The sequence below is a fragment of the Alteromonas sp. MTD1 genome, from assembly GCF_042848195.1.
Lineage (GTDB): Bacteria > Pseudomonadota > Gammaproteobacteria > Enterobacterales > Alteromonadaceae > Alteromonas.
The window spans coordinates 174,225-195,112 of record NZ_BTGG01000007.1 but is presented as its reverse complement, the minus strand read 5'-3'; the positions used below and the strand labels follow the sequence as shown (position 1 = coordinate 195,112).

The following is a 20,888-nucleotide window of genomic DNA, read 5'->3' as shown; positions in this document are numbered from 1 at the left end:
GTTGCTTCCATACTCTTTCGCTACTTTAAACGAAGATAGCTTTCGAAGATAGCCTTCAATGCCTCTATAATAAGTGAATAGCATTTATGCACGGCTTCTTCACCATGTCCATAAGGGTCATCTATTGCTCGGTATTTTCCCATTCCCAATGGAATGAACTCTGCTAGATTAAAAACGTTTTCCGCGTCATAAAACTTATCTAACGTTTCCTGATTATGATGGTCAAAAATAAAGATGATGTCTTTGTCTGAAATGTGCTTTTGAAGCAGTCTTCTTGATCTGTGGGCTGCAAGATCGATTCCCAGCGATGCTGCAACTGATTGGCAAATTTTCGGGCTCGTTCTATTCTCATTTAAATGAAAACCAAAAGACTCGACAGTAAAGTTGAGCTCAGTATTTTGAACAAAAATTTTTGAAAACTCAGCGGCTAAAGGACTTCGCATAATATTACCGTAGCAAACAAAAATGATTTTTCCTTTGCCTTCGGTAACATACATTAACCGGTGTAGCCGACGTAATACTTCAGGGTCGTGATTGAACGGTAGCTTTCCAGCTAATTTATTCAGAAAAGTTGATGAGGCAAGTTGTTTAAATTCGTTGTAAAAGGGTAGCTTGTCATCTTTGTCATAACTATCTATTTTTTCATTTCCAAGCACGCGAGAGAAAGCAGAAAGACGCTTTATCGCGCCTGTAATGGCACTAATTTTTCCTTCTAACTCAGCTACGTGTTGCATTTCTGCTCTGATATCATATACATCGTTAGAGAAGCTTCTAGCTAATGCGCCAATTTTATATTCAGCACAATAGGAGGTTTTTACTTCGTAAGTGCCTAAAAGATATTCGGCATAGTGCCTGGGGAAATCGACACCCGCATGCAACGCGAGGGGTAATGAGCCCCAGAACCTAGCGTTTACTTCGACTAATATCCAATCGTTGGTCGTTTTATTGTATTTAAATTCAAACATACCGACGCCATCATAACTAGTAGCCCTGCATATTGCTTCACAAGCTTTGGCCATGCTAGGGTCTATGGGAATAGCTTTTCGATAAGAGCTTCCTCCTCCTGTTCTTGGCTCATTCACTCGCGTGTGAGCAAACATATATTGTATTACGCCTTGGCAAGAAAAAACTGAGATTCCTTGGCCGACACCCTCAAAGTATTCTTCAATCAAAAAATCAAGGCCAGAAACATCATTTTTAGATAAGTATTTATCGTAGTCATCAGCGTTATCTATTATTTCAACTTTGTTTCTGCTGGAGAGGTTGTTTTCACTAAACGATTCAGTCGGCTTTATGACAAATTTTGATGAGAACTCATCAGCCAATTGCTTGTAAGTACTGTTTTCGATTGAACGTATTTCTCCCTTAGCAACTCGAACTTCGCATTGTTTGGCTATCTTTTTCGTTAAGTTTTTATCGAATAAATTATCTCTAACGGCTTTATTAGGTAGTGCTAGCTTTGTATGACGGTTTATTTCTCTTTTTGCATTTACTAAAGGGTATATAGCTCTTTCATCACAAGGAAAAACTAAATTATATGCACCATCATTAATTAGTTTTGTAACGAGCGTAATCCATTCATCTGCTTCACAGTTCTGATAATTGTAGTAATAGGCCTCTCGAATAAACTTAGACTTTAGCGAGGGTGATGTTCTATCAAAGCAAACTACATCAACCGTGATACCCATTCGACCTAAAGAGCGAATTACACTTAAAAAGCTTCTTGTATCTTCTCCAATAATTAGTGCTTTAGTCATTTTTAGGTACCTCAATGACGCTAAAGATTGCGTCTAAGCCAAGGCTTCCCACACCCCATGTCTGAAGTATCTTCTTTTTATAGATATCTACAAGAATTAGAAGTGAACCTCTACTTTTTTTACTCATGCGTTTTGACTTTCTGGATTTGCTCATAGCGATGATTACAATACCATTATCAATGGGGCGAATGCCTCTGAACCAACCATCGAGTCTCACATCAAGTACACTGATGTTAATGGCACAGTGCAAGCTCATTGTTTGCTTGTCGTAAAGCTTTATATGTCCATTCACCGTTGTGAAATAAATATATTTTCCAAACACGACACCGTCGTGTACGAGGCCGTCGCCGATAAATATTCGTTTGTCTGGGGAGTCTATACATACTGCATCCATAAAATCACATCGGGTGACCCAGAGTTTCCCGTCTAATTCAAAACAGTAGTTCGGATGTGATAGGTGAGGCTTGGTAGACGCTAACTCTCTGAAGTCTGTTATGTTGTTATATCTAGAAATGCTGCCATCTACTGTTTCAGAATGAGTTATCGAATTGTCCGACATGTTCAGGTGACTAACACAATCTAACCCTGTGTTAGCAATGTGTAGTACGTTATCTCTTCTAAAAACATGATGTAAATCATTAAAACTTGGAGATGAATAAGAGTCTACTATTGTCATAGTTTTTATGTCGACTTTTTTTATCTCGGTTTCTGTTGGTATGTAAAGAGAGTCGTTATATATAGAAGCTGACTTGAAAATAACATTCGTAGAAGAGGTATAGTTTTTGTTTTTTACATCTGGCTGAAATGAAAGAGCTCTTATTATTTTGGGTTTTTTATTCGATGATAGCTCTATTTCAAGTACGAGGGCGCTGCCATATTTTGCTTTATCAGACTTAGGGTTTAAAGTACCGCCAGTCACAAATAATCGTTTCTTTTGAAAACTCTCGTTTATACTTTTATTCCAAATTGAGTGTTTTATATATCTCGCTTGCTTTTCAAAAAATGTTTTCCAGTTTGAACGTTGAAAGCGAGTGATAGACATCGGCTCCCCGTCGGTCGCAAGAGACCGTTTATACTGTGACTCTCCTCCCATGAAGTCGTATATCTCAAAACCTTTTGAGATGTAATAGTCAATTGCCAGTGTGTGAGCAACTAGCCCAGGTTTTGCATGCCTTTGTATTTTTGTGTACACGTTTGCAGATAAATAAAAGTAAACTCGCTTACCTACTATAAAATTATATAAATATGCGATGGTAACATTACCGAACTTAATCTTAAGTATATCTATGTTACCTTTGGTAAAGCAGCTTCGAATGAAGTCCTTATGAAATAGTGTAAATGAAGTATTCTCGAAACCGCTACCAACCCGCGTATTTTTCCAGCGAGAGATGTGATGAGGAGCTGCTTCATTGAACCATGATACTGCTTGATCGCTTGTTTCAGCGCGGTGTACTTTGTAAGCTCCAAAAGTCAAGTAGCCTTTGAAAGAACGTCGAATCTGATACCTTGTATTGCTTGATAGTGAAGCAAGATACTCCGACTTGTTTTTGAATTGTGTTAAATCTGCTCTGTATGTCTGGGAGTACCATTCGACACGTTTTGTTGTAAAAAACAGCTCAAAGACACCCAGCGACTGTTTTGTTGAAGCCCCAACTACTAATTCATCGAAAGAAACATTTGAAAAAAGATAGTCGGCTACTTCTACAGAGACTTTTTTTTCAAGCTTAGTTACTGTAAGAAAACTATTATATTCAATCCACGGTTGATCAAACTTAGGAATACCTGACTTGTTTAAATATAATACCCTCTTACCTTTCTCTAACCGCCTGAAGAAGAAACAAAGTCCTAATGGCTGGCCCAAATCACATTGTGACTCAATAATAAGATCAGGCCTTCCCGCGTGTGCTACAACGCCACTAAACCATTCCCAAGAAAGAAAGGGGTTTAAAGCAGACTGATAATATACATGTTCCCATTTCTCTTTCAGCTCTGCTGTGCTGATTGCTGTTATTTCGTTAATCATTTAATTTGTGAGCACCATTAGATTCATAGAATTTAAATGAGAGTTGAGTTCATCAAATAGAATAGCTTGAAGAATACAACTCTATCTTTTTATTTTATAAAGCTATGAACCTCTAGAGTATATGGCGATAAATTTTTTGAATTCACATTTTTTATTATGTTAATCGCTTTCTGTCTATTTCCGGTTTTATAGTAGGATGCCGCAACTAGAACTTTTGTTTCATCATCTAAATTACTTACGTCAAGATCTTGGAGTTCAACATGCTCATCCTGTTTGAAGCAGATATGTGCAAATGTGTTTAAGAGAAATGGATCGTTTGGAGCTAAATTTAAAGCGTATGTTATCTGGTTTTTAGCCTCTTCTAGCGAATTAATTGTATATAGTGTCCAAGCTTTATTATTTAGCGCTAAGATATTGGACGGAACGTCTTTCAGAACTTCATCAAAATATCGAATTGCTTCTTCTGGCTCGCTATTTATCATTGAATTTCCTAGCTCTATCGCAACGTCATAGTCCGTTTTATACTCATTGAAATGTGATATCAATTCGACCTTAGAGGATTGCCCCAACGCCTTTTTGACCTTAGACAGAAAGAGAAGTGTGTTATGACTGCGAGTTTTTGAATATACAGCGCGCAGCAACCTCTCGGCAGTAATGAAATCTTGCTTTTTAACTGCGAATTCAGCTTCGATAAAATCGAGAGTCGTAACAGGAAGCCAATCTGAAAGTCGAGCTTTTTTCAACAAGTTTTCAGCAGGGGCAAGCTTTTCACTGTTGAAATATATACCAAACAGTAAAATCGCGATGTCATCTTTAGACTCTATAGGAGTGTCCACGGCATCTTCAAGGACTTCTATAGCTTTTTCCGTGTTTTCTTGTGATATAAGGTATTTAGAATACCTTAGGTAAGGCTGTGCAACTTTAGTTTTGATTTTTTTCCACTCATTAAATGTTGCTTCGACATCATTGCCGTCTCTAATATCGAGCGCAAACGCAATTTCCCAATAATGATTTAATTCTTTTGCGATATTTGTATCAATACTGGTGAATAGAGCTTTAGATTCTGAAATAAGCCCTTGTGAAAGTAGAAACCCAGATTTCAACAGCTCGTACTGCACTTTATTCGTCGAATTTTTAATAGCTTTGCTCAGTGCTTCGAGTGTTTTATCTATGCCGCTTTTAGTCATATACGAAAACTTAACACGACGCCTTAAGGCAGTTAGGTTGAGTGGGTTGTCTGATAATATTTTGTCTACCTTCGCAAATGCATTCTGTGTCTCATTTTTGGACATTGCCTCATCAGCAAAAAATAGGAGAGCAGACTGATTTACTGCGTCAAAGGACAGTATTTTCTCGTAAACTAACGCTGCCTCAAGCGGTTTATCTTGTTGTAGCAATAAAGCAGCTTTCAACTCAAGCATATATAAGCTATCGGACAAGTTAAACAGTTCTAAAGATGTATCTATTTGTTCAATTGCCTTATTATACTGTGACTTGCTGACCATGCTATGTATAGCTAAGAGTTTTAGGAGCTTTGAATGCTCACTATCTCCTGTAAGTTCGAGGTTTATATTACCCTCAACAATAGAACTTATGTGTTTTGATGCGTCATTCAATGCATCCCTTAGACTTTCATTACGTTCTTTTTTCGCGAGCGCTTGCATTTTGAGCGCTGCGTCAAATACACCAAACTCTTTAACTGCAGCGCTAACAATATTTAAAATATCTGCTTCATCCAGTGTTTCACTAGAGTAAAGTGTTTCAAGCAATTCTTTAGTGTTCCCTAATTTTGCATGTGTTGCTGAAATGAGCTTGAGGGCAATAGGGTCGTTTTTATTAATTCTGAGCGCTTGTTGGAACGATAACAATGCTGTTTCAAGCTTGTTGAGCTTAAATTCGGAAATTCCCTTAGCTATAAAAGCGTCAGACAAATTGATGCCATAGTTACTCGCTTTTTGAAAATACACTAGGGATTCAGCATACTTTTCCTCACTAAAAAGTATTTTGCCTTTGATATAATTTGCTAATGGATTCTTATTGTATTTTTGAATTACTTGCTCAACATATAAATTCGCCTCAACAAATTGATTGGCAAAAATATGGAGGTGAGCTAGACGGAGCTTTAATTGGTAGAAATTTGGGTTTTTAGCAACAATATATTCTTGAATTATGAAGGCTTGGTCAATATTTCTTCTTTTTAACTCTATGTCGCTAAAGAAAATTAATGTTTCTGTCGGGTATTTTGCTTTTTCAAGATGTTTAGCCAAATTCTCAGGACTAGTGTCAGCGCTGTTGTACAATTCTAAAGCTGTTTCTACCGTTGTGCTTTTTACGCTATAGTTATCGTCTAGAGCAAACACGAAATCACAAAGTGAACAAAGCTCAATATTGCTAATTTGTGCAATAGTGCTTGTATCCCTAGTAATACTTGCACTTAAAGTGAGAACATTAAACGCTCTTTTAAGTAAAACATCGTCTTCTACAAGCTCAAGAATTTTCAGTGCCTCTTTTTCTGCTCCCTCTGTATTACCCTGCATAACATAAGCTTCAGCAAGCTTTAAACGTAGCATGTTGTCATTTGGAAAGTCAGCAATCGCTTGTTTTAGTGAAATTTCTGCTTCAGCATATTCTTTCTTTTGAAAAGCCCTGTCTAAACGCTGGTTTATTTCATTAAGGTCGGGCGAATTACATGCAGATAGAGAGAATAGTAAAGGAACTAGTAGATACTTTGATAAAGCCATGTTGTTGTAATTTTTATGTTAGGTGATACGTTAAATAATGAAGGTTTTTCAAAAAAAAAGCCACCATAAAGGTGGCTTTTATTCGGTTGTACATCAATGAGCAACAAACATAAGCGAATTGAATGCAGTTGATTCGGCTTATGCTCTGCGTTTGCGTGAAAGTGAGCCCGCCGCGAATAATGCTAGACCCATAAACGCAAGCATGCTAGGTGCAGATACTAAAGAAACCTGCGCGTTGGATGTTTGGTTAATTGTAAGAGTGTAATCACCATCACCAATTGAGAACCAATCAGATGCAAATAACTGGTCATTAGCAACTATTGCTAGTGGTTTGTTAGATGTCAAATTGTCCTGTGCAGTTTGTGAAAAATTCGACGCTCCTGCCGCGACACCAGCTCCTCCATTACCGTTAGAAAAATCAGGCAACAAGAAGAAATTAAAATTACCAAATGCACTAGCGGTTGCTGCAATTGAATTGTCCGAAGCTATATCGTCTGATATGAATGCATTGATAAACAAGTCAACAACAGCAGATAGGCGAAGATTAACGGCTTGAGCAACGCTGAAGCTAATAGTGGTCGTTAAGTTGTTAATAATGTTTGATGATGCGGCAGCATTCGTGTTGTTTCCACTATGAATAGACGCTTCTGCATAAGTGTAACCAATTGCGTCGCCATCAACAGCAGACCCAGTAACGTTGACATCAGAAGCCGCGAAATTGAAGTCATCTGAAGCGATAAGTGTACCAGCGTCAAGGCTCTGACCATCTTCTGTCAAACCTAAAACTGCGCAATCTGGCCCAGCACAAGACAGTGATGCGTTGGCTTCACCTTCAGGACCCGCAGTAACAGCGTTTCCGTCTGAATCATTGTTGAACGTAGCGCTTGTGTTTGTTAAACGTTGTCCGCCCGTAACAGAGATAAAATCGCTCACATTGACGCTGTCTGCTACGCCATCTACGGCGCCGACAGCACCGTCAACTTCAACCTTCAAGTTTGTCAGGCCATAATACGTGGTTGCATAAACGCCGGCGTTTGCGCTTGATGCAAATCCAAGAGTTGCAAGTGTTGCGATAATTAATTTTGTCTTAAACATTTTTAACTTTCCTAAGTTGTATTGTTTGCTTCCTAGGTTAAGCATTTACTGTGCCATTTTTTACGTCTTTGATATTTAAGGTATTTTTATTTTTTTATGTTCTCTTTGTAAACTATCCTGACACAATTTTATACTTTGAAGGTGATAACACTCCGCAAGGGTCTAAATGGCTTTTCAAGGTAATTAGAGGGGTTTCTAATTTCAATGCCTCCTTGGTTAGAAAAGAGTTAGAAAGAGTAGACATTCTATATTGAGTGAAACCAAGTGCCTCTGCTTTCAACATTATGTTTTCATAGCATTTCAGCGCGGCCTCTTCTTCCGTCGGATTTAAGCGATCGTAAGATAGGGATAAAACGAATTCCATTGTTCGTTCGTTTAACATTGTTACGGAAATCGGGCTCTCCATTTTGTATTCGTAACAGACTTGTTCCATCATTGAAGTAATTATTGCGAAGTTTTTAGATGAAAACTTTGCGCATGGCGCCCCCCATATTAAACCTACTTTGTCCGTTACTGGTGAGAGGTTATTTACATCTTTCAATTTGTGTAGGTTGCGCCAATAGATGGTTTTAAGAAAGTAGTTCGTTGGTTTACCTTGTTTTACATCGCATAATTTGTTCAGTGCCCTCGACAAGGTTACTGATGTTGATAGTGACCTTATAAGTTTTATTTTGCTTACTAGCCCTCTTTCGAGCAGTTTTTTGTTTTTTGTTAGAAACACAGCAAGGTGCCTTAAGCAAAAGCGCTTTTTTGGGCCCAAAAATAAAGGCGCAAGCCCTATTTTAGACATCTCTCTCTTTAAGTCTTTCACATGTGCTCTGACTTGATTTTTTGTTCCATAAATGCCACCAGAGATGGTCCAGTCATTTAAATTTAGAGATTGAATTAGACCACTAATATAGTCTGAATTATATGATTTTATTAATGAAGGATGCTCTGCTGCTATCATTTGTAAAGTTTTTACTGCATTGCCGACATGTGAAGCGCTATGAATAGTGCCTTGTTTACGTAATTCTGCACATAAAGATATTACTTTGTCGGCCTCTTTGGTCTGAAAGGGGACTATAAAGGCAACAAATGATTCGGTAACAGGGAACAATTTAATTGTAACGTTAGTTACGACACCTAAATTACTCTGAACAAACAGTTGAGTATAATCTGGCCCAATCGTGTATGTACGAACTACGGTATCGTCTTTTGCCTTCAATATAGTTCCATCTAATGAAGTTACACGATACGCCGGAACGCTGCCCTTTGCTCCGGGAATAATTACACTAGCATTCAAAATATTTTTTGGGTGCTCGGCCATAGGTGTATGTCCGAAGCCCCTGTCAAGATAATTGCCAATGATGCTGGCACTTTTGGGAGCGCCTGTGGTGTCATGGATATGCTGAGAACCATTGGTTTTTAAGAATTTATAAATATCTTCTTGAGTCACTCCTGGCTCTACTCTTATATGTCCAAGTGCGGGATCGTAGTTATCTATTTTATTGAATGCACTTAAATTGACGACAATAGCGTCTCGCTCATAAGGTTCTTCGCCGCCATACCCAAGATTCATCCCACGGCTGACAACGTGAATAGTAAAGCTCAATTCTTTGGCTAAATTTATAATATCGATTATTTGGGAATAACGAAGTTTTCCTGAGGGAGCTTTTGGCAGAGGCTTTATGTGTAAGATAGCGCCAAACGCCCTTCTGTAGGTTTCGCCATTATTTACGCTTTCTTCTGATGAAATTTGTTTTTCATCAATCCCTAAAGTTTTGATTTTAGACACAAGATTTTGTCTCATATCACTTCGAGAATTCATTAATGTGGCTTCCTACCAAATTTTGTATACTGGGTTATGTAAGTAAATAGTAGTTTAATGTTTCACTCATTTTTTTCTATTTGAGCTTGTATGTTATTGAGCATTACCCTGAAACTTGGCCGTAAATTTGCATTTAACAGGGCTGGGTTAATATAATATGGCGCTCGCTTACCGTGATAATCAACAACAGGCCCGATCTGCTCAAATTGTATGCCGACAAAACTCATGCTTCTTGCAAGCCGCGGTTCCATCATAACGTATGTATGCTTAATTTGGTTGTGTATTACCATTGCTGCGGCTGAAAAGTAAAGACCTATCGCAATAAAAGGAAAGCAGCGTAACTCTTCTTCCGAATATGTACTTTCGTTAATTACACCCAAAGCGGCACCCGAGTACTTATCCATTTGGCGTTTTCTAAACTCTTTTGGTACGGCGAGCCTTGATATTTCGCAAACTTCTTTCCTATCGAAATTTGATGGCGAAAGATCACTGTGTGTAATTGAATTCAAACAATATTTTTCTATGGGTAGTTGCTGACTATCTTGTGTAGGTCTCACCAGCCGAACGGTACCGGCGTAATTTGACGTAGTTTTATGCTTGATTAGACAAGGGATAGAGAACTCATCAAATTCATCGTTCTCTAGCCTTTGCTCGTTTGGCTCTTCAAATGCCAACTCTTCGCAATAAACCTTGTGTCGAATATTATAGCTATTTTGTTTTGTTTGAGGATCTTGAGCAACCACAGGTTCTAGGAATTCGGAGAAATGGCTGGATATAAACTTTGCCTCTTGCAAGGTTTCATAACCACTGAGCAATTTCCCAAGTCTACCTTTGGGACCTACAATCTTCTTGATTTTTTTTAAAATTGATTTTCTTGCCAGTGGCATTGAATCCGTCCGAGATCTCAAATGTTTACACGAAGTTTAGCAAAGGAAAATATTTTTAGCGGATTTCTTCGCTACTACTATCGTATAAGAAATATTTTAGTAGTGCCAAGTATTCGTAAGCTGCTCTTTGAATTTTAATTAGCGCGTTTGATGAAGGGGGAACGATATAAAAGCTTAAATCTCCTGAGCTGTGGTAATCAACAGCGCTGATGGTGTGCTCAATTCCTGCATCTGACAGTAGATACGACAATCTTATTTGGTGAGTAGCACTGCTAATTGCAACTACTCTTGCATCTGGTAAATGTTCCTTTAATGAAATAACCTCTGATTTGGTGTTCCATCCTGCTTCAATAACTATTATGTTGTTGTGATTTACCCCAAAGGTGTGTAAAAACTTTTCAGCCTCTCTTGCGAAAACAACGTCTTTGTTTTGAAGGAATTTACCCCCTGTAAGCACGATTGGTACTTCTAATTTTTTTTGCTGTTTAATTGCTTCTAGCATGCGTTGCAAAGAACACTCGTGCCACCGCGTAATTGTGGGTACATTTCCTTCTGTATGATAGTAACAAGCTGGAACAAAAATATAGTCAGGCTGTATTTCTTTTGCTTCTGTACTTGCACTTTGAAATTCAAGGGGGTTCAGAACTAAATCGGCCACCCAAGGTTGGGAAAATACCAATAAAAGGGATAGTGCCACTATGTTAAATGTCTTTACCGCGCTTAGTTTGTTTCTTTTTAGCATTAAAATGTTCAAAAGCAGTAAGCATATAGAAAGGCAAAGCGGCGACACTAAAAACATAGCAAGTTGTTTAGCTATTAACATTTTGATTTAACAACCTTTATGTATTAGGCTCAAAGAAAGTCTTGTAGCTCCAACATATCATGAAAATATTCCGCTTTCCCCTAATCATTTTAGTTTTTGTTCATTTTTGTGGACTGGGTAATGTAGCTAACGCTGAGCATTCTGATGCCAACTTTCCTGATGTAGTTGAAAAGCTTACACGTAGCACATTAGCCATTGCAATTGACGCTCCCATCAAGCATGCCGGCCCTCGAATAGTGGGAACAGGGTTTGTGGTAGGAGATGGTAACTATGCAATTACTAATTATCATGTAGTATCAGAGGTATTAGACCCCACTATTGTTGAGAACTACGTTGTTCTTTCGGGACAGGGAAGAGTAATAAAAAAAGTTAAAGCTGCAATAGAGAAAATCGACCCCGCTCATGATTTGGCGCTTCTTAAATTAGATTCAACGCTTACTCCAGCAGTGCTGAGTACCACTGAGTTATTGCCTCCGGGAACCAGTATTGCATTCACTGGGTTTCCCATTGGAGCCATATTGGGACTATATCCAGCTACTCATAGAGGGTATATATCAGCTATAACGCCCGACGCAATCCCTGCCAAAAACTCAGATCAACTTACAGTGAAAATGATGCAAAGGCTGTCGGATTCAAGCTTGATTTATCAACTTGATGCCGTCGCATACCCCGGAAATAGTGGAAGCCCGGTATATAATCCAGAGTCAGGTGAAGTTATTGGTGTTATAAACAAAGTGTTAGTTAAAGATACTAAAGAGAGTGCGCTGAGTTCGCCCACTGGAATATCTTACGCTATACCCATAAAATATGTCACGAATCTATTACATGATTGACATGGTTATGTGTGTATTTAGTTGCTTTGCAGCATCTTCTGATATTCACGTTGCAGCAAAGACATGATCAAACCTGTGTTTGAACTAAACTAAAAGTGTAACTTCTATTGTTACTTATAACCGAAACGGTAGACGAAAAATAAAGCCGTGGTAATATCAAAAAAAGTATGTATAACCTAAACAATAATAATGTCCGTCAGCTTTCTTTACAGAAGACATTCAGCACATTTAAAAAACTTTAAAAAACAAGGTTTTATTGTTGGCCTGATTCGTGCATCGCGTCCTACGCACAAGAGCAATGATATTGCGAAACAACGAAAATTATTAGAGATGTAATATGAATAATTCAAATAGTAACGAAAAAGCGCAAGGTCGTAGACGGTTCGTAAAAAAGGCTACTGTTGGCGCTGCATTAGTGTCGCTTCCCGTTCGTTCTGTTTGGGCGAATGGAATCACTAATTCTATTGTTGCGTCAGGTCATGGTTCAGATTGGGCGAATGGTGCATCAATCAACCTTAAAGGCCCTAGATATTGGCTTAACAATTTGGCTAGCGAACAGCTAACGGTCGATTTTAGCTCAATTTTCGGTGGTAATCCCGTCGACCGCAACGGCAATGTACAGGGTGCTAGTAGAACGTTTTTAGAAATTCTGTTACCTCTAAACTCTTTGTCTCAACAGGCAGGCATTGGTTTCGGTGATTTATCGGCCGGTCAACAGGACGCACTTGGACAGAAAAAATATAATGCAAAGCTTATAGCCATGTATTTTAACGCTATGTTTGGAAGCGATGAAACCAATATTCATAACATTGTTTATCCTGTCGCTAACGGAAGACCGTTCCAGTCATCAGGGGCATTTGCTACACATCTTTACAGCATAACAGTTTCAAATCCGAAATCATCGGGTGAGCAATTGGGAGAACTGATCAGTAAAGATGAGATGTATTCCTTAATCTGATGCCTCATTCGGTCAAGCTTAAAGAGTCCGTTGTCGCTCACACCTTCAGCGACGACAGTGGTTTGTTGATTTACAACACAACTACCGATGAATCAGTGTTGTTGCCGTGCGATCGTGTTGCTCTAATACAATCCTACCCCAGCGACATCTTTGTTATTTGCAATAGTGACGAACTGAGGGATGAACTTAAAAAGAAGGGAATGGCTTTTGAGGCGTAGTGTTGTACTTGAATGTAGCCCTTTTGCATTTAAAGTAGAATCCTGTTTTCCAGAAGTATTTAGTAACCTTGAAACAATTTATGGAAACAGGATTGTTGATGGAGATGAATACGACGGCTTCATTGATTACTTTGTCTCTATCAAAGACAGTGGTGGATTAAGACGCTTTCTGAAAGACCAAGCAAGATTCACTTGCGATAGTCTAGAGCCTTTCAAGCCGCTCAATCGCTCTCAATCCTATGCTTTGCTCGAGTGGGGATTAAATTGGGTTATTGCAGCGCATGAAGTATCCCATTTAGTAATTCATTCTGCGGTTCTCGCTAAAAACGGAAAAGCTGTTTTATTTCCTGCTCCGCCAGGGTCTGGAAAGAGCACTCTCACTGCTTATTTATCTAGAAATGGGTGGCGATTATTATCTGATGAAATGGCCTTAATCACTCCATTAAGTCTTGAAGTTTCTCCATTTGTAAGACCAATTTGTTTAAAAAATGATTCTATAGATTTAGTTAAAACTTGGTTTCCCGACGCTATATTCTCCTCCGTTGCAACTGATACTCATAAAGGTGATGTTGTTCATATGGCGCCAGACAAAGCATCTGTTGATGGTCAGAATGAGTGCGCTGAGATCGTTGGTGTTGTATTTCCCAAATTCAGCAAAGGTACATTTTGTGACGTATTCGAAATGGATAAATCGACAGCTTATACTGCCCTTGCTGAAAATGCTTTCAATTTTAGTGTGTTGCAAGACAGAGGCATTCAATCGGTTATAAATGTGGCTGAGAAAGTTCCTGCTTTTGAAGTAAAGTATGACAATTTAGCAGAGCTGAATAACTTTCTTCTTGAGGATATTGTGGGGCAGAGCATTGCTAAGTAGAAAGCAAGTTATTCAAGCGATTGTTAATCCTGGCTCCACCCAAAACTTTTCGTTACGTCAATGGAACGAATTAATGATTGTTCTGCGACATGAAAAGTTGTTGGCTAGGTTTTACTTGTTATTAGATGAATGTCAGTTAACTGAGCTCCTTCCCGTTCAGTTAAAGAGGCATTGTGAAAATGCTAAAACACTGGCGGCAAAGCAACGGACAGTAGTTATCGGTGAGGTTTCGAGGTTAAAAGTTACGTTTGCTCGAGAGAAGTATCCGTTACTATTTTTAAAAGGCGCCGCTTATATTATATGTAACTCGCGAGCAGGCTTAGGTAGAGTGTTCAGTGATATAGATGTGCTTGTCCCCAAGCACGTTATTGACAATGCGGAAGGCCGCCTCGCTATTAATGGTTGGCTAAGTAAAGAAATAGACGACTATGATGAAAAATATTATCGACAGTGGTCTCATGAAATTCCGCCAATGCAGCATGGTATAAGAGGTACATTACTAGATCTCCATCATAATTTGGTGCCTCCCGTGTCTGGAAAAGCTATTGAAATGGAAAGGCTCTTAGAAATAGCTGGAACAGATGTTGATGGTGTAATGATATTGAATGAGGCTGGGATGTTTTACCACAGTGCTATTCATTTATTCTTCAATGATGACTATAGTGCTGCCATGCGCGACATGACTGATTTGTATCTTATGGTAAAACAGCAACCAGATTCGTTTTATCAATCGTTGTTTGAATTGCATGCGTTATCAGGGTTTGAAAAAGAAAGTTGCATAGCCCTCAGGTTTTTACAGATTGATTATAATGTCGAGTTACCGGACTGGGTCAGCGAGCGCGTCACGTGTGTATTGAAGAGCATCGGTAAGTGGGAGTTGTCTGCGCTACGATATGCGTCAGGACCTAAACATTCGCTATTAGCACATGGTGAATATAAAGTGCCAACTTGCTTTGCTGAGATTAGGGGGCATTTCTTGAAAATGCCTCTTCATATCTTGGTTTTTCACAGCAGTATGAAACTATTCAGAGCTGTGACAAAGCTATTGTTTGGAGAGCATATTTTTACCAAAGCGACACCGCCAAATTAAGATATAGGGAAAGTCAATGAAAGTGTTAGTCACCGGCGCAGCCGGTTTTATCGGGGCTGCCGTATCGCAGTATCTTATCAATCGTGGTGACCAGGTTATTGGTATCGATAATATAAACGATTATTACGATGTTAACTTAAAGCACGCCCGTTTAGATGCCCTTAAAACATCGAAGGCCGCAAGTTTGTTTTCATTTGTTGAAATGGGCGTAGAAGAGCGCGATAAAATGGCAGCGCTTTTCGAAGAACACAAGTTCGACCGCGTTGTGCATTTAGCTGCACAAGCTGGTGTGCGTTATTCGCTTGAAAACCCAAGTGCTTATATTGACTCAAATATTGTTGGGTTTGGTAATATTTTAGAGGGCTGTCGCCATAATAATGTTGAGCATTTAGTGTATGCGTCTTCAAGTTCTGTTTACGGTGCTAATGAAACCATGCCGTTTTCAGAGCAGCACAATGTCGATCACCAAGTGAGCCTTTACGCTGCATCTAAGAAAGCTAACGAACTCATGGCGCATACTTATAGCCACCTTTATAATTTGCCTACAACAGGCCTGCGTTTCTTCACCGTTTACGGCCCGTGGGGACGCCCAGATATGGCGCTGTTTAAGTTCACTAAAGCAATACTGGAAGGCGAGACAATTAAGGTATTTAACTACGGCAATCATCGTAGAGATTTCACTTACATCGATGACATTGTAGAAGGAGTTGTGCGTTCACTTGATAAAGTCGCGAATGCCAATGAAAATTGGGATGGTGCAAACCCAGACCCAAGCAGCAGTAAAGCGCCGTATAAGGTGTATAACATTGGTGCGCAAACACCCGTACATCTTCTTAAGTTTATCGAAACACTCGAGGACGCGCTTGGTATAGAAGCCAAGAAAGAGCTGTTGCCAATGCAGCCAGGCGATGTGCCAGATACTTATGCTGATGTGTCTTCTCTTGTGAAAGATACGGGCTACAAGCCAAGCACTGACGTTAAGACTGGTGTGAAAGCTTTCGTAGATTGGTACAGAGATTTTTACGATATAAAGGCCTAGGAAGCCTAAGGCCGCCTATCTAAGCAGGTTTATATTTGAAAAGGTGCTATTTAGCACCTTTTTTAGTTTTATAACATTTATAAAAGCGTGGTCGAGGTAAAACCCGCATATTTCTTGGGCAAGAACTCTTTTGTGGTGGTATAGCCAAGTTCAAACAGCGAGTTTTTAATTTCTGGCGAAAGCGTAAAGTCTACCGCCGAAATATCACCCGTATTTACCACTACGGTGTTATGCCAATATTTGGCGTTTACGTACTCCCTCGAAATAGCCGTCATAAAAGTGCGAATAAGCATGCTGATATACTGAGGTAGTTGTAACAAGTTTTTCTTGATAGCTTTACGCTTTTGCATTGTGCTTTGGAGCCTAAAGCATACTGACGGTGTGCCGTCGCCTCGCCAGTCTTCAAACAATGCATCTTCAGAGAGAATCGCGCCATCTACTAAAAGGTGTTCTTTAAACGGCTTAAAAGAGAAAATCAGCGGAATAGACATTGAGTAGCGTACTGCCTCTGACACCTTCATTTGAGGCGAAGTCTTCTTGTTAAACAAAACAGGCCCGCCGCCGTTTACATCTGTGGCAAGGATATTAAGGTCAAGGGGGAGGTCGTCGAATACCGCACCGTTTAGCTGCATGTCTATCCACCTTTGAAAAACATCACCAGAAGAGAGACCACCTTCGCGCAACAAACGCACCAATGAGAATTCGGTAAATTGTTTAAAATCGGTAGCTAGTGCTAGTTCACGCATGTCTTCAACAGTTCGTCCTGATGCGTATAGAGATGCGACTATCGAACCCCCTGATACACCTACTAACGTGTCGAATGAAAAGTCCATGTCGTGTAAGGCTTTTATGATTCCAATGTGCGCACTTAACCGCGTGCCGCCTCCTGAGAATATAGGCACGATTGACGTGGTTACTTTAGTTAAAGCAGGGCTAACTAGCTGCATCGAAAGGCTCCATATTTATATTTAGAGCATAGTAGATAGCCATTCTTACGGCAAAAAAAGTAACAATGGTCTTTAGTCTAAAGTTTGAATTTAATAACTATGGATCAAAAAGGGTTAGCAAACAGGAACAATTTTTTAAACAAAGCCGAGTTACAAAAAAAAGCGCAGGGGGCGACAAAGAGCACAAACGAAGAAATGTTTTCACTGCCTATTAAAGTAACAAAAAGCCCACGTAACTTATTACGCGGGCTTTTGAGGTTAGAAGGTTATTGCAGACGCAACTAGTCAGCTAAATTACATAACTAGCTAGCCAGCTTGGCCTTCATCTCACGACGTCGTGCGTGAAGCAATGGTTCCGTGTAACCGCTAGGCTGCTCTTTACCTTTGAAGATTAAGTCGCTAGCTGCCAAGAAACCAATTGAATTTTCAAGGTCAGGAGCCATTGGTATGTACTCAGGGTCGCCAGCATTTTGCTCATCAACTAAAACCGCCATACGTGCCAAAGACTCTTTCACTTGATCAACACTTACAATGCCATGTTCAAGCCAGTTAGCGATATGCTGTGACGAAATACGAAGGGTAGCGCGGTCTTCCATTAAACCTACGTTGTTGATGTCTGGTACTTTAGAGCATCCAACACCTTGGTGAACCCAGCGCACAACATAGCCAAGAATACCTTGAACATTGTTATCAATTTCTCGCTTAATGCTGTCTCGCGTAAGCGCAGAGGCATCATTTTCAAGAAGCGGAATAGTTAGGATGTCGTTTAGGCCATCAAACGATGCATCTAGCCCCTGCTGTACGTCAAATACATTTACATCATGGTAATGCAAAGCATGCAGCGTAGCAGCGGTAGGCGAGGGCACCCATGCAGTATTGGCGCCCGCTTTGGGGTGACCAATTTTGGTCTGCATCATGTTTTGCATTTCATCAGGAATAGGCCACATGCCCTTACCTATTTGGGCTTTGCCTGATAGTCCACATCGAAGGCCTACTGCTACGTTTGCAGTTTCATAAGCTGCAATCCAAGGCATTGCTTTTAGCGCTGCTTTTTCGGCAAATGGCCCAGCAAGCATAGAAGTATGAATTTCATCGCCGGTTCTGTCCAAGAAGCCAGTATTAATAAATACAACGCGAGAGGCGGCTTCGGCGATACAGGCTTGAAGATTCACACTGGTGCGACGCTCTTCATCCATGATACCCATCTTCAAGGTGTTCGCAGGTACATCAATAATACTTTCAATTTTTCCAAATAGGGCATTCGAGAAAGCCACTTCCTCTGGGCCATGCATTTTAGGTTTAACAATATAAATACTGCCTTCACGGCTATTTTTAAATTGACTGTTGCCCAGCAAGTCGTGTTTAGCGATAAGTGAGGTAACAATACCGTCCATAATGCCTTCCGGCACTTCTTCACCGTCAAACAATATTGCGTCGTTAGTCATTAAATGACCGACATTACGCACGAACATAAGGCTTCTACCAGAAAGGGTAAGCTGCTCATCGGTATTTGCGTGTGCAGACGGTGAATAGGCTCTGTCTTCGTGCATGGCGCGCACTACTTTTTTGCCGCCTTTGGTCATCTCTACGCTAAGCGTGCCTTTCATCAGGCCAAGCCAGTTGCTGTACACTAACGTTTTGTCTTCTGCATCAACCGCTGCCACTGAATCTTCGCAGTCCATGATAGTGGTTAGAGCGGCTTCTACAAGCACATCTTTTACGTTCGCTGGGTCACTTTCGCCAATAGGGTGCGTAGGGTCAATTTGAATTTCAAAGTGAAGGCCGTTATGACGGAAAAGCAACGCTGAAGGTGCTGAAACGTCGCCTTGATAGCCTTGCCATTGTTCAACGTTTGCTAAGGTTGTGATATCTCCGTCAGTCAGTTTAACTGCTAACTTTCCACTTTCAATTTTGTACTCTACGACGTCGGCGTGCGCGCCTTTTGACAGTGGAATCATACTGTCTAGGTATGACTTAGCCTTGGCCACCACTTTTGCGCCACGTGCTGGGTTGTATGTTTTACCTGCTTCAGCACCGCCTTCGTTACTAATTACGTCAGTGCCATATAAGGCGTCGTACAGACTTCCCCAGCGGGCATTTACTGCATTAAGTGCATATCGAGCGTTATTGATAGGTACCACTAGCTGAGGGCCCGCCATGGTGGCAATTTCAGGGTCAACGTTTGTAGTTGAGGTTTCAACCGATGATGGCTGTTCAACCAAGTATCCAATGCTTTTTAGAAATTCAGTGTACTCACTACCGTTTACGGGGTTACCCGCTTTATGATAATCGTCGATAGCGCGCTGCAGTTGTTCGCGCTTCTCTAGAAGTGCGCGGTTCTGTGGAATGAATTCTGCGAAGAGGGCTTCTGCACCTTTCCAAAAAGCGTCTTGTTCTACGCCTGTTCCAGGGAGCGCCTGTTGGTTGATAAAGTTGTCGAGCTGTTCGGCAACCTGTAATCGGCCTCTAGTGATATATCCTTGCATAACTACCTCTATACATTTCTCTGTTGCTTCAGTGTAGTGTGTATAGAGGTAGTTTTTTAATTTATGGTTTGTATTTTTGCCATATATTTTGTGAATGTTTAGCCGGCATTCATTTCACTTGCCACATCGCTAATGAGTCGGCGCAACCAAATGTGCCCTGCATCATGGTGTAAAAGTGCGCTCCACGCCATTTTTAGTGCGATAGGTGGAATGTCGAAAGGTGGCTCTTTAATCACTACGTCAGGGTCGTGCTTGAATAGCCGCGCCGCTTTACTCGGTAATGTGGCGATCAGTTTCTGCTTTTTCGCTATTTGTAATGCCGCATGATAGTGGCGTGTAAATACGCGAATGGCGCGTTGTTTACCTATTTTAGTGAGTTCTGCATCAACCCAGCCTAGCTTTTGTACTTCGTTAGGGTCAATACCAACCCCAACACCAAAGCCTGTTTTACTTACCCATATGTGCTGAGCGCGAAGATAACCATCAAGGTCACACTTCGCTACCAGCGGGTGGTCGGCACTCATAACACAGCTGAAAGTGTCATACCAAATCACCTTTTGGTGAAAGGAAAGCGGTAGTTCGTCAAACCGGTTTATTGCCATATCTACTTTGCCTTGTTCGACGTCATGGAATGTCACGTCGCTGGGCGTGATAAGGTCTAGCGTAATATTCGGCGCAAGGTCCGCTAATCGACCAACAAGCTCGAGCAGAAGTGTACTTTCCGCATAGTCACTGGTCATGATGCGGAATGTTCTATCGCTGGTAAGTGGGTCGAAGTCTGTTTCTGGCTGAATAGAACTTTCTAGACGACTGAGTACATCGCGAATGATAGGTTGAAGTTCAAGTGCACGTTTAGTTGGCGTCATGCCGTCGCTAGTACGAACAAGTAACGGATCTTTAAACAAATCCCGAAGGCGCTTAAGGCCATTACTCATTGCTGGCTGCGTTATACTCAGTTGGTTTGCTGCTTTTGTCACGCTTCCTTCTCGTAGCAGCACATCTAAATACACCAATAGATTAAGATCGACCTTCGCTATATTCATTGTTCTAATGCTCTTCAGTAATCTAATTTAACGTATCTATTGTACGCAATTTTGTATCGCTTGTCAGATAAGCATTTAGTCTTATTGTAAGTTTTTGTTTTTATTTTAAGTGTCTGAATTTTAATTATTTAGTGCTTTTTCATAACTGTATTTCTCAGCTTTTATTAAATATCACATGCATTAAAGCGCATAATTTTAGTGAATAATTGTCGGTGAAATCTCATTAAACGTCAGAAGACACCATTTTTCATATTTAAGATTTAT

General features: G+C 40.2%; 15 protein-coding genes. 5 read left to right on the top strand and 10 right to left on the bottom strand.

Annotated elements, in window-relative coordinates; translation table 11 throughout:
• Positions 1-20: 20 nt before the first annotated feature.
• From ACGHAV_RS11225 to ACGHAV_RS11195, 7 genes are all read right to left on the bottom strand, one after another.
• Positions 21-1,757, bottom strand: coding sequence for an ATP-grasp domain-containing protein (locus ACGHAV_RS11225; protein WP_390380427.1), 1,737 nt, complete (start codon positions 1,755-1,757; stop codon positions 21-23).
• Positions 1,750-3,780 (bottom strand): GNAT family N-acetyltransferase, encoded by a 2,031-nt coding sequence (locus ACGHAV_RS11220; protein WP_390380424.1) that lies wholly within the window; start codon positions 3,778-3,780, stop codon positions 1,750-1,752. Before ACGHAV_RS11220 ends, ACGHAV_RS11225 begins: the two co-directional genes overlap by 8 nt.
• An 89-nt stretch (positions 3,781-3,869) precedes the next feature.
• On the bottom strand, positions 3,870-6,521 hold the full coding sequence (locus ACGHAV_RS11215) for a tetratricopeptide repeat protein (protein ID WP_390380421.1): 2,652 nt from the start codon (positions 6,519-6,521) through the stop codon (positions 3,870-3,872).
• 138 nt (positions 6,522-6,659) lie between these two features.
• A complete protein-coding gene (locus ACGHAV_RS11210; RefSeq protein ID WP_390380418.1) occupies positions 6,660-7,616 on the bottom strand; it encodes an EDSAP-1 family PEP-CTERM protein in 957 nt (318 codons plus the stop codon).
• 112 nt (positions 7,617-7,728) lie between these two features.
• Positions 7,729-9,426, bottom strand: coding sequence for an FAD-binding oxidoreductase (locus ACGHAV_RS11205; RefSeq protein WP_390380416.1), 1,698 nt, complete (start codon positions 9,424-9,426; stop codon positions 7,729-7,731).
• 62 nt (positions 9,427-9,488) lie between these two features.
• The gene (locus ACGHAV_RS11200) at positions 9,489-10,313 is read right to left on the bottom strand and encodes a PEP-CTERM/exosortase system-associated acyltransferase (protein ID WP_390380413.1); all 825 of its coding nucleotides are present in this window, start codon (positions 10,311-10,313) and stop codon (positions 9,489-9,491) included.
• Between the two features lie 55 nt (positions 10,314-10,368).
• Positions 10,369-11,067 carry a YdcF family protein gene (locus ACGHAV_RS11195; RefSeq protein ID WP_390380410.1) on the bottom strand — a complete coding sequence of 233 codons (699 nt, stop codon included), beginning with the start codon at positions 11,065-11,067 and terminating at the stop codon, positions 10,369-10,371.
• Between the two features lie 128 nt (positions 11,068-11,195).
• Here ACGHAV_RS11195 and ACGHAV_RS11190 point away from each other — a divergent pair, with 128 nt between their 5' ends.
• The 5 genes from ACGHAV_RS11190 (at position 11,196) to ACGHAV_RS11170 (ending at position 16,148) form a co-directional block, all read left to right on the top strand.
• Positions 11,196-11,969: a serine protease gene (locus ACGHAV_RS11190; protein WP_390380407.1), complete on the top strand. Its 774-nt coding sequence runs from the start codon at positions 11,196-11,198 to the stop codon at positions 11,967-11,969.
• Between the two features lie 337 nt (positions 11,970-12,306).
• Positions 12,307-12,927, top strand: coding sequence for a hypothetical protein (locus ACGHAV_RS11185; RefSeq protein WP_390380404.1), 621 nt, complete (start codon positions 12,307-12,309; stop codon positions 12,925-12,927).
• A 180-nt stretch (positions 12,928-13,107) separates the two neighbouring features.
• Positions 13,108-14,019, top strand: coding sequence for an HprK-related kinase A (locus ACGHAV_RS11180; RefSeq protein ID WP_390380401.1), 912 nt, complete (start codon positions 13,108-13,110; stop codon positions 14,017-14,019).
• Positions 14,009-15,109: a nucleotidyltransferase family protein gene (locus ACGHAV_RS11175; protein ID WP_390380398.1), complete on the top strand. Its 1,101-nt coding sequence runs from the start codon at positions 14,009-14,011 to the stop codon at positions 15,107-15,109. The genes ACGHAV_RS11180 and ACGHAV_RS11175 overlap by 11 nt, the downstream gene beginning before the upstream one ends.
• A 16-nt stretch (positions 15,110-15,125) precedes the next feature.
• A complete protein-coding gene (locus ACGHAV_RS11170; protein WP_390380395.1) occupies positions 15,126-16,148 on the top strand; it encodes an NAD-dependent epimerase in 1,023 nt (340 codons plus the stop codon).
• Positions 16,149-16,225: 77 nt separating this feature from the next.
• Here ACGHAV_RS11170 and ACGHAV_RS11165 read toward each other — a convergent pair whose 3' ends face one another.
• From ACGHAV_RS11165 to ACGHAV_RS11155, 3 genes are all read right to left on the bottom strand, one after another.
• Positions 16,226-17,095, bottom strand: coding sequence for a patatin-like phospholipase family protein (locus ACGHAV_RS11165; RefSeq protein WP_390380392.1), 870 nt, complete (start codon positions 17,093-17,095; stop codon positions 16,226-16,228).
• A 302-nt stretch (positions 17,096-17,397) separates the two neighbouring features.
• Positions 17,398-19,581, bottom strand: coding sequence for a malate synthase G (locus ACGHAV_RS11160; protein WP_390380389.1), 2,184 nt, complete (start codon positions 19,579-19,581; stop codon positions 17,398-17,400).
• Positions 19,582-19,679: 98 nt separating this feature from the next.
• Complete coding sequence (locus ACGHAV_RS11155) at positions 19,680-20,624, bottom strand: LysR family transcriptional regulator (RefSeq protein ID WP_159627081.1); 945 nt, start codon at positions 20,622-20,624, stop codon at positions 19,680-19,682.
• Between the last annotated feature and the right edge of the window lie 264 nt (positions 20,625-20,888).